Source organism: Cupriavidus sp. CPT47-8839-RL05A, from assembly GCF_058792255.1.
This window is the reverse complement of the sequence record NZ_JBYTEG010000006.1, coordinates 128,643-140,762: the sequence shown is the minus strand read 5'-3', so window position 1 is coordinate 140,762 and position 12,120 is coordinate 128,643. Positions and strand designations below refer to the sequence as shown.

Annotated in this window: 8 protein-coding genes; 5 read left to right on the top strand and 3 right to left on the bottom strand. The window is 70.1% G+C overall.

The features are described 5' to 3' along the window. Positions 1 to 126: 126 nt before the first annotated feature. Complete coding sequence (locus tag AC3WVS_RS09075; protein ID WP_492318331.1) at positions 127 to 1,188, top strand: sigma-54 interaction domain-containing protein; 1,062 nt, start codon at positions 127 to 129, stop codon at positions 1,186 to 1,188. Here AC3WVS_RS09075 and AC3WVS_RS09070 read toward each other — a convergent pair. Next, positions 1,173 to 3,179 carry a hybrid sensor histidine kinase/response regulator gene (locus tag AC3WVS_RS09070; RefSeq protein WP_492318330.1) on the bottom strand — a complete coding sequence of 669 codons (2,007 nt, stop codon included), beginning with the start codon at positions 3,177 to 3,179 and terminating at the stop codon, positions 1,173 to 1,175. The genes AC3WVS_RS09075 and AC3WVS_RS09070 overlap by 16 nt on opposite strands. Before the next feature lie 160 nt (positions 3,180 to 3,339). Beyond that, on the bottom strand, positions 3,340 to 4,347 hold the full coding sequence (locus AC3WVS_RS09065) for an SDR family oxidoreductase (RefSeq protein WP_492318329.1): 1,008 nt from the start codon (positions 4,345 to 4,347) through the stop codon (positions 3,340 to 3,342). Between the two features lie 255 nt (positions 4,348 to 4,602). Between AC3WVS_RS09065 and ligD the strand changes: the two genes are divergently transcribed. The 4 genes from ligD to ku all read left to right on the top strand — a co-directional run bounded on the left by ligD (position 4,603) and on the right by ku (position 11,423). Continuing rightward, the gene (gene ligD / locus AC3WVS_RS09060) at positions 4,603 to 7,335 is read left to right on the top strand and encodes a DNA ligase D (protein WP_492318328.1); all 2,733 of its coding nucleotides are present in this window, start codon (positions 4,603 to 4,605) and stop codon (positions 7,333 to 7,335) included. Between the two features lie 141 nt (positions 7,336 to 7,476). Further along, positions 7,477 to 7,872 carry a hypothetical protein gene (locus tag AC3WVS_RS09055; RefSeq protein ID WP_492318327.1) on the top strand — a complete coding sequence of 132 codons (396 nt, stop codon included), beginning with the start codon at positions 7,477 to 7,479 and terminating at the stop codon, positions 7,870 to 7,872. Between the two features lie 307 nt (positions 7,873 to 8,179). Continuing rightward, a complete protein-coding gene (locus tag AC3WVS_RS09050; RefSeq protein ID WP_492318326.1) occupies positions 8,180 to 10,189 on the top strand; it encodes a response regulator in 2,010 nt (669 codons plus the stop codon). Positions 10,190 to 10,403: 214 nt separating this feature from the next. Beyond that, complete coding sequence (ku, locus tag AC3WVS_RS09045; protein WP_492318325.1) at positions 10,404 to 11,423, top strand: non-homologous end joining protein Ku; 1,020 nt, start codon at positions 10,404 to 10,406, stop codon at positions 11,421 to 11,423. Between the two features lie 122 nt (positions 11,424 to 11,545). On the opposite strand, the gene AC3WVS_RS09040 is transcribed toward ku, so the two are convergent. After that, on the bottom strand, positions 11,546 to 11,986 hold the full coding sequence (locus tag AC3WVS_RS09040) for a BON domain-containing protein (RefSeq protein ID WP_492318324.1): 441 nt from the start codon (positions 11,984 to 11,986) through the stop codon (positions 11,546 to 11,548). Positions 11,987 to 12,120 lie beyond the last annotated feature (134 nt).

Here is a 12,120-nt window from a genome sequence, read left to right as displayed (position 1 = left end):
CGGTGTCCGTCTGACACAGCTGTCGGATGTTTCCGCGCGGGCTCAGACACCTATGGCAAGCCCCTGCGCCAAAGGCTAGCATAGGAACTTCTCACGACAAGCCCGCCCCCGACCGAGGCCTTCATTGTGCCCGTGACCGCCAGCACATCGCGGCGCACCAACGCCGCTCTCTCTGGCCAGCCCGCCAGCCACGCCGCCAGCACATCCGAGCCGGCGCGCGAGCCAGCGCCGCGCCGTGCCATACCCTCGCAGGTCTCGCTGCTGTGGGAAAGCGCGTCGCCCGCCATGCAACGCCTGCTGGCCCAGATCGAGCGCGTGGCGCCCACCGATGTCACCATGCTTGCGGTAGGCGAAAGCGGCTCCGGCAAGGAAGTGGTGGCGCGCGCGGTGCATGAGCGCAGCGCGCGCCGCAAGGGCCCCTTCATTGCGGTCAACTGCGGCGCAATCCAGCCCACGTTGATCGAGTCAGAACTGTTCGGACACGAGAAAGGCGGCTTTACCGGCGCGATCGAGCAGAAGGCAGGCTACTTCGAGCAGGCTCATGGGGGCACGCTGTTTCTCGACGAAGTCACTGAAATGCCGCTCGATATGCAGATCAAGTTGTTGCGGGTGCTGGAAGGCCGCACCTTCCACCGCGTCGGCGGCGACACGCCCATCGCCACCGACGTGCGCATCCTGGCAGCCACCAACCGCGACCCGGTCGAGGCAGCACGTGCCGGCCAGTTGCGCGAAGACCTGCTGTACCGGCTGGCCGTGTTCCCGCTGCATATCCCGCCGCTGCGCGAGCGGCCCGACGATATCGTGCCGCTGGCACGCCACTTCCTGGCCGAGTACAACGCCATGGAGCGCACCGACAAGGCCTTCTCGGCCGCCTCGCTGGAGCGGCTGGTGCGCTATGACTGGCCGGGCAATGTGCGCGAGCTGAAGAACGCCGTCTACCGCGCCTTTATCCTGGCCGACAAGGTCGTGGAGATCGGCAACCCCAACCTGGCCACGCAGCCGCCGCGGCCCACCACGGTGGACGGCGTGGTCAGCGTGCGCGTCGGCACCACGCTGGCCGACACCCAGCGCGAAATCATCATGGCCACGCTGGCGCGCTTTGACGGCGACAAGCGCCAGGCCGCGCGCGCGCTCGGCATCAGCCTGAAGACGCTGTACAACCGGCTGGACGCCTACCGCTCCTTGTAAGGCCGCGGCGCAGCCAGCGCGCGCGACAGGGCCTCGATCGCCAGCGGCTTGGTCAGGTAGGCATGGAAGCCGGCCAGTTCGCTGCGCCGCTGGTCTTCGGCAGTGCAGCGCCCGGTCAGCGCCAGGAACTGCACCGCGTGCGGGGCGCACGCCTGGCGCAATGCCGGCAGGACTTCAAAGCCCGACATGTCGGGCATTTCCAGGTCGAGCAGCACGCAATCCGGGCGGAATTCGGCAACCAGGTCCAGTGCCTGCTGGCCGCCATGGGCCGCGCGCGCCTCATGGCCGAGCAGGCCCAGCAGTTCGGCCATGCTGTCGGCCGAATCGGCATTGTCATCCACCACCAGCACGCGGCGCCGCGGCACCGGCCCCGGCGGCGGCGTGCCGGCCTCGCGCCGGCGCGCGCTGACGCGCGGCAGGATCACGGTGAAGGTGCTGCCCGTGCCCGCGCCACCGCTGTCGGCCTGGATCGCGCCGCCGTGCGCTTCCACCACGGCCTTGGCCAGTGCCAGCCCGATGCCCAGGCCGCTGCGGCTGCCGGCGTCGGCCTCCTGCGCGAACAGGTTGAAGATGCGGTCCAGCGCCGCCGGCGCGAGACCCCGGCCAGTATCCGACACGGCGGTGATCACGCGCGCTGACTCCACGCTCACATGCACGCTGACGGTACCGCCGCGCGGGGTGTACTTGACCGCATTGCTGAGCAGGTTCAGCAGCACCTGCCCCAGCCGCGCGGCGTCGGCGCGCACATAGGGCGAGCTTGCCGGGAGCGCCAACACGAGCCGCTGGCCGGCGGCTTCCAGCACCGGGCGGATTGCCTCGATGCTGGTGGTTACCACGTCGTTGTACGAGGTGGGCGTCAGCTCCATCTTCAGCTTGCCGGCGGTCACGCGGCCTACGTCGAGCAGGTCGTTCACCAGCCGCTCCAGCTGGTGCAGCTGGCGGTCGATGATCCCGGCGCAGCGGCGCACGCGCGTGTCGGCATCCGGGGTCAGCTCGATCACTTCGACCGCGTTGCGCACCGCCGCCAGCGGATTGCGCAGTTCATGCGCCAGGATGGCCAGGAACGATTGCAGCCGGCGGCTGCCGGCTTCCAGCATTTCCAGCCGCAGCGCATCGCTCAGGTCGCGCACGGTCCACAGCAGGCTGGTCGGGCAGCCGGCGGCGTCGCGCACCAGCACCATGCGCGTATGGCAACGCACCACCGAGCCGTCCTTGCGTGCCACGCGCTCTTCGCCGGCCCACTGGCCGCAGGCGCGCGCGGCTTCCAGCGCCGCGCGGTCGCGCCCCGCGGCGGCATCCTGGCGGGAATAGAGCAGTGCCAGCGGCTGGCCGACGGCTTCGGCCTCGACGTAGCCGGCCAGCGCCTGCGCGCCGACGTTCCAGCTGCGGATGGTGCCGTCCAGGTCAAGTTCGCACACCGCGGTGCCGGGCAGGTTTTCAGCCAGCAGCCGCATCCGGGTATCGGCCAGCCGGACATGCTCAGATGCGGCCTGCTGCACGGTAATGTCGCGGCACGACACGATAAAGCCAGCGGCCCGGCCTGCCGCGGACTCCACGGGCGAGGCATCGCCATGCCTGGCCGCCACGTCCGGCCCGTCGGCAGCGCCAATGGCCCGCATGAGGCAGGACGCCTGCAGCAGGCTGCCGTCGCGCCGCACGCGCCAGCCCTGGTCGCGCGCGCTGCCTCCGAGTGCGGCCGCCTGCAGCCATTGCTGCGGCAGGCCGGCAGCGACATCGTCAGGACGATGCAGGCAGGAAAGGTGACAACCGGTGATTTCCTCGGCGCTGTAGCCGAACACGCGCCGCGCGGCATCCGGCCACATCGCAATGCGCCCGTGCGCATCGGTCTCGAACACGGCGCAGTCTTCCACCGCGTCGAGCAGGCGCCGGTACTGTGCCGCCAGCAGGAGGCCGGCATCGTCCGCCAGGGTGCCGTCCGGATCGCCGACGGGTGACGTACGGACGCCTTTTGCCGCATGCGGCTCGGACATGTGCACACCTTCCTTGTAATGGGGTGAAGACAGCAGGCCCCGTGCGCGCGCGGCCTGGCGCCGCCGTGCGGCGGAGGGCCGAATGCCCGCAACTGCGGGCATTCGAGTCAATGATAGGTGTTCTCGGCGCATGCGCCACCCATGTGCGCGGCACCGGACACTAGCGCCTGTGCCGCAACTGGTACACCGCGGCAACCGCGGCGGAGGCACCCACCACCAGCGCAGTGGCCAGCATCGGGTGCCGCGCCGTGGTGGTGTAGGGACAGGAGTGCAGCGCGTTGTGGCTGCCGCTGCGTTCCTGCAGGCCGCTGCCGCTGCCATACAGCGCGTTGTCCTCGAGCGGGCCCGCGGGGTGGGCCGTCTGTTGCGCGCGGCCCATGAAGCGGCGCATGAAGCGGTCGAAGGTGTGCGGCGCGTGGTACGCCGCGGCCGAGAACGCCTTGGCGGCCGCACCAACGAAAAGCTCGCGGCGCGGGTTCGCGGCGGCAAACAGGATCGCGTCGGCCGCCAGCGCCGGGTCATACAGCGGCGGCGGCATGCGCGGCTCGACATCGAGGAAGTTCTTGGCGTGCATCGCCAGCGGCGTTTCCAGTCCGGCAGGCTTGATCAGCGTCACGCTGACCGGCGCCTGCTCCTGCTCCAGTTCCAGCCGCAGCGAATCGGTAAAACCCTTGATCGCGTGCTGCGAGGCCGCGTAGGCGCTCTGCAAGGGCAGCGGGCCGTCCGCCGCCTCGCTGCCCATGTTGATGATGGCGCCGCCGTGCTCGCGCAGGTGCGCGGCCGCCGCCAGCGAGCCATGCACGGTGCCCCAGTAGTTGGTATCGAACAGCCGCCGCTGGTCTTCCAGCGGCACGTCGCAATGGCGGCCGAAGATGGTCACGCCGGCGTTGTTGATCCAGGTATCGAAGCCACCGAAACGCTCGATCGCAGCCTGCGCCACCTTGCCAACCTCTTCATGCTTGCCGACATCGGCCACCACGGTGATGACTTCATTGCCATGCTCGCGCAGCTCTTCGGCCAACTGGTGCAGCGAGCCCTCGCTGCGCGCCACCAACACCAGCCGCGCGCCCTGCTGCGCCGCCTTGCGCGCCGTCACCAGGCCCACGCCGCTGCTGGCACCGGTCAGGACGATGACCTGCGAGCCAATGTTCTTCAGGGTTGGTTTCATCGCCGCTTCTCCTCGGGGAGGCCCGGCACGGTGCCGGGCATGCCGCTGGGGAGTCGCAAGGAGCGTTCCCGTCCGGCGCGGCCCTGGGTGGCGGCGCCACGCCATGCGGGCCGCCGCAGATTTACAACACCCGGTAAGAACCACATGGCGCGGCGCGCGCATGGGGCTGCCGCAGGGCGCTGTAGGACGGGCGCCGATTTCAGCGGCGGCATGTGCTGCCTAAGCTGGATACATCCCACCTAACCGGCGACAGCCATGGCCAAGACCACGCGACCGACAGCGCCAAAGGATCCAGGCAAACGCCGCGCCGCGGCAAAAGGCGCCGGCAAGCCCAGCGGCAAGCGCGCCAGCACGGCCCGCCCGGCGGCACGCGGCGCGCCAGCCGCCAAGGCCGCTCCCGCCGCGCTCGATAAATACCGCCGCATGCGCGACTTCGGCGCCACGCCTGAGCCCAGCGGCGCCGCGCGCACCCGCGGCAAACCGCGCAAGCGCGCCGGCGAGCTGTCCTTCGTGATCCAGAAGCATGCGGCGCGTCGGCTGCACTACGACTTTCGCCTCGAACTCGGCGGCGCCCTGAAAAGCTGGGCCGTGCCCAAGGGCCCGAGCCTGGACCCGGCCGACAAGCGCATGGCCATCCATGTCGAGGATCACCCGCTGGACTATGCCGGCTTCGAGGGCGTGATCCCCGCCGGCCACTATGGCGCCGGCACGGTCATCGTCTGGGACCGCGGCACCTGGTTGCCGGTGGGCGATGCCGAGGCCGGCTACCGCGCCGGCAAGCTGAAGTTCGAGCTGCGCGGTGAAAAGCTGCACGGTCACTGGACCCTGGTGCGCATGCACGGCAGCCGGCAGAAGGAGCAGGACGCCTGGCTGCTGATCAAGGAGCGCGACGAGACCGCCGTGCCGGCATCGGAGTTCGATGTGGTCGAGGCCTTGCCGGACAGCGTGCTGGGCGGCACGCAGCGCAAACCCGCGGCAAAGCGCGCCAAGTCCGCGCAGCCGCCTGACGAAGCCGCACCAGATGCACACGGCACGGCGAAGTCCCTGAAGCCGCCGCGCGGCGCGCCGCGCGCGGCCTTGCCGCTGGCGCTGGCGCCGCAGCTGGCCACGCTGGTGGAGCAGCCTCCGTCCGACGCGCAGGCGTGGCGCTACGAGATCAAGTTCGACGGCTACCGGCTGCTGGCCCGCATCGACGGCAAGGATGTGCGCCTGTTCACGCGCCAGGGCAACGACTGGACCAGCAAGCTGCGTGTGCTGGCGCGCGACGTCGGCACACTCGGCCTGCCCGACGGCTGGCTCGATGGCGAGATCGTGGTGCTCGGCAAGCATGGCGCAACCGACTTCCAGGCGCTGCAGAATGCCTTCGATACCGCGCGCGTCGAGGGCATCCAGTATTTCGTGTTCGACCTGCCCTACTTTGCCGGCCATGACCTGCGCAAGCTGCCGCTGGTGGAGCGGCGCGCCCTGCTGCGCCGGATCTTCGCGCACAACACCTCGCCGCGCCTGCAGTTCAGCGAGGACTTCGAGGCCGGCCCTGCCGACATGCTTGAGGCAGCCTGCCGCATGAAGCTTGAAGGCGTGATCGGCAAGCGCGCCGACGCCGCCTATGTCAGCGCGCGCACCAGTACCTGGATCAAGCTGAAATGCACCTTGCGCCAGGAGTTCGTGGTGGCGGGCTTCACCGACCCGAAAGGCAGCCGCGCCGGCATCGGCTCGCTGCTGCTTGGCGTGCACGACAGCGGCGGGCGGCTGCGCTACGCGGGCAATGTCGGCACCGGCTTCGACACACGCACGCTGGGCGCGCTGCGCACGCAACTGGACGCGTTGCGCGCCGATTCCGCGCCCTTTGAGAGCGTGCCGGCAGGCGTGAAAGGGCACTGGGTGCGGCCAAAGCTGGTGGCCGAGGTCTCGTTCGGCAGCTGGACCCGCGAGGGCCGCGTGCGCCATTCCGTCTTCCACGGCCTGCGCACCGACAAGCCCGCGCGCGCGGTGTCGGTGGAGCGGCCGGCAACGCCGGCGGCCAAAGGCAAGCCCGCGGCAACCACGGCAAAGCATGCCGGCACACGGCCGAAGGCCGCGGCAAAGCGCACCACCGCCGCCGGCGGCAAGGTCGCGATCAGCCATGCCGAGCGCGTCATCGACACGGCATCCGGCCTGACCAAGGGCGACCTGGTGCGCTACTACGAACGCGCCGCGCCGCTGATCCTGCCGCACCTGCGCGGGCGACCGATCGCGATGGTGCGCGCGCCGTCGGGCGTGGGCGGCGAGCAGTTCTTCCAGCGGCATAGCGACACGCTGCGGGTCGACGGCCTCAACGTGCTCGATCCGGGCCTGTGGCCGGGGCATCCCGCGCTGCTGGAAATCGCGTCAGCCGAAGCCCTGGTGGCCGCGGCACAGCTCAACGTGGTGGAGTTCCACACCTGGAACGCCAGCAAGCGCAGCATCGACCGCCCCAACCGCATCATCTTCGACCTGGACCCGGGCGAAGGCGTGCCCTGGGCACAAATGCAGGAAGCCGCCGCGCTGATGAAGGCGCTGCTCGATGAACTCGGCCTCGCCAGCTTCCTGAAGACCAGCGGCGGCAAGGGGCTGCACGTGGTGGTGCCGATCACGCCGCGTGCCGGCTGGGACGAGGTGAAGGCGTTCGCGCATGACGCGGTGCGCCATGTCGCCGCCACCGTGCCGCAGCGCTTCGTGGCCAAGAGCGGTCCAAGCAACCGCGTTGGCAAGATTTTCATCGATTACCTGCGCAATGGCATAGGCGCCACCACGGTGGCGGCATTCTCGGCGCGGGCACGCCCGGGGCTGGGGGTATCGATGCCGGTGTGGTGGGAGGAACTCGATAGCCTGCAAGGCGCCGCGCAGTGGACCGTGGCCAATGCCGGCCCGAGGCTCGACGCCGTTGCGGCCGACGACCCATGGGCGGACTACGCCGAAACCCGGCAGGCGATCACGCGCGCCGCGGCGCGACTGGCACGCGCCCGATAGCCTCCCGTTCCCGCCGGAAATCCGCAGCAGAAGCCAAGCGGCACATTTCTTGCCGCATCCCGGTCATGGCACACGGCCCGGCACACCCGCCGCGTGTGCCTCGTTGCACTGCTGCCAGTGCAGCAACGACATGGAGACGTGATGATGAGCCAACTCAGGATCGCCGCGAAGATTCGAGCCGCCGCTGCCGCGCCACGCAACCGGCGCGCCTTGCGCCACCTGCTGGTTTCCTGCGCGATGCTGTCCTTCGCCGCCAGCCCGGTGCAGGCACGCCTGCCGGCACCGACGCCCGAGCAGCAGCAGGCCGCCGAAGCCAAGAAGACCAAGGAAGCCGAAGCGGCCAAACAGCAGGCCGAGGCATTAAGCCGGGTCCAGGACCGGATCGCTGCGCGCTTTGGCAAGGGCGCCACCGGCGGCGGCACTACCGAGCCCGGCAAGATCCCGCAGAAAGCTGCCGAAGCGGCCGGCTCGGCCGGACCGCACGGCGGCACCTCCCCCAGCGCCGAAGCGCATGGCGGCGAGGCGGCCCGCCGCTGAAGCGCGCGACGCATGCCACGCGCGGTTGCCGCGCTGCGTGCCGGGCGACGCCTGCCCGGCACGCCTCTTGCCACTCTGCCAGCGCAACAGCCTGGCAAAGACCGCAGGCGTGCTGATGCATAAGGGGGAATGGCGATGGACGACTTCTGTGCGCATGTAATAACTACAACCGGCAGCCGCGCCGGCGCGGCAAAGCTTGCAAGCGGTGCGGCGCGGCCGGCGCGGTTTTACACGGCGCCGCCGCGGACCATCCCGGGCCCTGAGCAGACCTCCGCGCGGGCGCGCAAGCGCCTGTCAGCGTGATGCCATGACGCCGCATGCCGCCAACCCGGCCCCGCTGATCCTGAATGTCGATGACCGCGAGGGGCCGCGCTACGTCAAGAGCCGCATCCTCCATCGCGGCGAGTATTCCGTGATCGAGGCCGCCACCGGCCATTCGGCGCTGTCGCTGGTGCGACAGCATGCGCCGGTGCTGGTCCTGCTGGCCTCACGCCTGCCCGATATCAGCGGGCTGGAAGTCTGCCGGCTGCTCAAGGCCGATCCACAGACCGCGCACACGCTGGTGCTGCTGACCTCGCCAGGGCTGGCGCAATCGCGCCAGCGCGTAGAGGCGCTGAACTGCGGCGCCGACGGCTACCTGGTCGAGCCTGCCGAGCCGGAAGAGGTGTTGTCGAGCATCCAGGCGCTGCTGCGGCTGCGCGGGGCAGAGGACGCCTATCACCGCACCTCGCGGGCACTGCATGAGCATGAAGACATGTTCCGCCAGCTGGCTGAATCGCTGGCCGACGTGGTCTGGATCCTCGACCCGGCCGAGCCCCGCTTGCTGTTCGCCAGCCCCTCGCTCGCCACGTTGTGCGGCCATGCGCCCGAGCAGCTGACGCAAGAGCCGCGCCGCTGCCTGGAGCGCGTGGCGTCGGCCGACCGTGCGCGCGTGGAAGCGGCGTTCGCCAGCATGCTGAGCGATGGCAGGCTGGACCTCGAGTTCCGCCTTGCGCGCCCGGACGGCGAGCTGCGCGATATCCGCGCGCGCGCGTTCCCGGTACGCGGCGCGGAAGGCCCGCCGGCCGACGACCGCACGCCGCCGTTGCGCATTGCCGGCACCTGCCAGGACGTGACGCTGCAAAACCGTGCCGGCCGCGCGCTGCACGACGAGGAACGGCGCAAGGACCAGTTCCTGGCCATGCTGGCGCACGAACTGCGCAATCCGCTGGCGCCGCTGCGCAGCGCCGCGGACCTGTTGCAGCAGCTCTCGCCCTCGCGCGAGGACATGTTCCGCGCGCGCGACATCATCGGCCGGCAGCTGCACCACCTGACCCGGCTGGTGGACGAGCTGCTCGACATCTCGCGCTTCAACCAGGGCCGCATCACGCTGCGCGAGGACCTGGTGGAACTGCGCACCGCGCTCAATACCGCGGTGGAAGCCGTGCGCCCCACGATGGACGCCTGCGGCCATACGCTGCGCCTGTCGCTGCCCGAGCAGCCCCTGCCGGTACGTGGCGACCTGGTGCGCCTGACGCAGATCTTCAGCAACCTGCTGCAGAACGCCGCGGCCTACACGCCCGCCGGCGGCCAGATCTTCGTCGATGCCAGTCTTGAGGACGGCGCGGCGGACACCGCGCCCGATGCCGCGTCCGGCGCCCGCGTCACCGTGCGCGTGCGCGACAACGGCGCCGGCCTGTCCGAGGCACTGCAGCGGCAGCTGTTCGACCCGCTGGCCCCGCGCGACGACGGCACCCAGCCAGAACCGCCGCGCAGCGCGTTCCAGCAGGACGGTCCCGGCATCGGCCTGACGCTGGTGCAAAAGCTGGTGCGCCTGCATGGCGGCACCATTCGCGCCGACAGCCCCGGCCCCGGACAGGGCAGCACCTTCACGGTGACGCTGCCGGTGGAGCCGTGGCAGAAGTGGCACCCAGGCTCCGGCCGCGCCGCGCCGCGCCGCGGCATACCCCGCCGGATCATGGTGGTGGACGACAACCCTGACGCGCTCGAGGCCATGATGATGACGCTGCAGACGCTCGGCCATACGGTGGTGACCGCCGCCGACGGCCCCAGCGCGCTGGCGCGCGCCACCGATGCCCGGCCTGAGGTGGTGCTGCTGGACCTGGGCATGCCCGCCATGGACGGCTTCGAGACCGCGCGCCGCCTGCGCGCGCTGCCCGAGATGCGCGGCGCCACGCTGGTGGCGCTGACCGGCTTCGGCCAGCCCGAGGACCGCCGCCGCGCGCTGGAAGCCGGCTTCGACCAGCACCTGGTCAAGCCGGCCGACCTGGACGCGCTGACACGGCTGCTGGACGCACTCAGCGCGGACCATCCCTAGCGCGATGCCGATGCCAGCCGCCGCTCCCATCCACCCTTGAACAAGGAAGCTCCGTGCATACCACGCCCGATCCCGACATCCCGCCGCGCAAGCCTGAAACCCCGCCGCCGGAACCTCCGCCGGGCCCGCCCGAACCGGTGGCAGACCCGCCTCCGGGCGATCTGCCGCCCCCGCCGCCGCAACGTGCCCGTGCGGCTGGCAAAGGAGCCCTCACGTGTCACGCATCATCTGGAAAGGCGCCATAACCTTTGGCCTGGTCAATATCCCGGTGGTATTGCGGCCCGCGTCGCGCAGCCAGACGCTGGACCTTGACCTGCTCGACGTGCGCGACATGGCGCCGGTGGGCTACCAGCGCATCAACAAGAGCACCGGCAAGCCGGTCGACAAGGAGCATATCGTCAAGGGCTACCAGTATGCCAAGGACGAATACGTGCTGCTGAACGAGGAAGACTTCCGCCAGGCTAATGTCGAGGCCACGCAGACGGTGGATATCGTCAGCTTTGTCGACGCGCAGAGCATCCCGCCGTACTACTTCGACACGCCCTATTACCTCGAGCCCGACAAGCGCGGCGAGCGCGGCTACGCGCTGCTGCACGAAACCATGCGCCGCACCGGGCGTGCCGCGCTGGCGCTGGTGGTGCTGCGCGCCCGCCAGCACCTGGCCGCGATGCTGGTGCACGGCGACGCGCTGGTGCTCAACACCATGCGCTTTGCCGACGAGGTGCTGCCCATCTCCGAACTGCGCCTGCCCAAGGCGGCCACCGGCAAACCGACTGGCGCGCATGCGCGCGAGATCGAGATGGCCACCAAGCTGGTCGAGGACATGAGCGAAGACTGGGAGCCGGAACAGTACCGCGACAGCTATCGTGACGACCTGATGGCGCGCATCGAAGAAAAGATCGACTCCGGCAAGACCCACCAGCTGACCCCGCCTGCGGAAGAGGAAGAAGCGCCGCGCCAGGGCGCCAAGGTCATCGACATGGTGGCGCTGCTGCGCCAGAGCCTGGGCCAGCGCGGCAAGGAAGACAAGGAAGACGCCACGCCCGCGCGCCGCAAGGCCCCTGCGCGGCATGCCGCCGCCAGGAAGCAGCCGGCTGCCAAGCGGGCTGCGACCCCGCCTGCCAAGCGCGCCAGCACCGCCGCCAAGACCAAGCGTGCACCGGCCAAGCGCGAGTCGCACGCGCCGGCCGCGCGCAAGAGCGCAAGCACTACGCGCAGGAAGCACGCGGCTTAGGCAGGCGCTAGGCCAGCACAGCGGCTCGCCAATGATGTCGGCCAAATCCCGATTGTGTTCCCCCTCTCCCGCTTGCGGGAGAGGGGAGCAAACCCTCAGCGCTGGACAACGGGACAAGCCCCTTACCGCGACGACACCTTCAGGTTGTCATTGACCGACGTCACGCCCTCGACGCTGCGGATCGCGTCGAGCGCCACGTCGTGCTGCTGCTGGCTCGGCACCGTGCCGCTCACGTCGACCGTGCCCTGCCTGGTCTTCACATGGATGCCGGTGGACTTGAGGTCCTTGGTCGTGAGCAGCTTGGTCTTGATCCTGGTGGTGATGGCGCCGTCCTCGACGGCCCGCTTGGCCTTGTCGGCGCTCACGTCCGGAGCGGCGCCCCGGTCAGGGTCGGCACGGCCGGGCATGCCCGGCGCGGAATTGACGGGGGCCACAGGGGTATCGTCGGCCGCAACCAGGATCAGGCCGCTTTTGTCGAGCGCCATGGCGCTGCCGGCCACCGCCAGCGCCGCAGCAACACAGGCCATCCGCACGGTGCGCGCGGGAATTCGGGAAAAACGCATGGCTGCCTCCTTTTTCGGGTCACCAGCGCATCCGTTGCCGGGCTTGCCTGGCACGCGGAACCACTGGTAAGGCATATTCAGCAAGCTCCATACCTGCCGGCCAGGCCGCACCAGGCGTCCGCGACCGTATCCAG

Coding starts and splice junctions, on each gene's coding strand:
- AC3WVS_RS09070 (WP_492318330.1), bottom strand. CDS start 3,179: ATGTCCGAGCCGCATGCGGCAAAAGGCGTCCGTACGTCACCCGTCGGC.
- AC3WVS_RS09065 (WP_492318329.1), bottom strand. CDS start 4,347: ATGAAACCAACCCTGAAGAACATTGGCTCGCAGGTCATCGTCCTGACC.
- ligD (WP_492318328.1), top strand. CDS start 4,603: ATGGCCAAGACCACGCGACCGACAGCGCCAAAGGATCCAGGCAAACGC.
- AC3WVS_RS09055 (WP_492318327.1), top strand. CDS start 7,477: ATGATGAGCCAACTCAGGATCGCCGCGAAGATTCGAGCCGCCGCTGCC.
- AC3WVS_RS09050 (WP_492318326.1), top strand. CDS start 8,180: ATGACGCCGCATGCCGCCAACCCGGCCCCGCTGATCCTGAATGTCGAT.
- AC3WVS_RS09040 (WP_492318324.1), bottom strand. CDS start 11,986: ATGCGTTTTTCCCGAATTCCCGCGCGCACCGTGCGGATGGCCTGTGTT.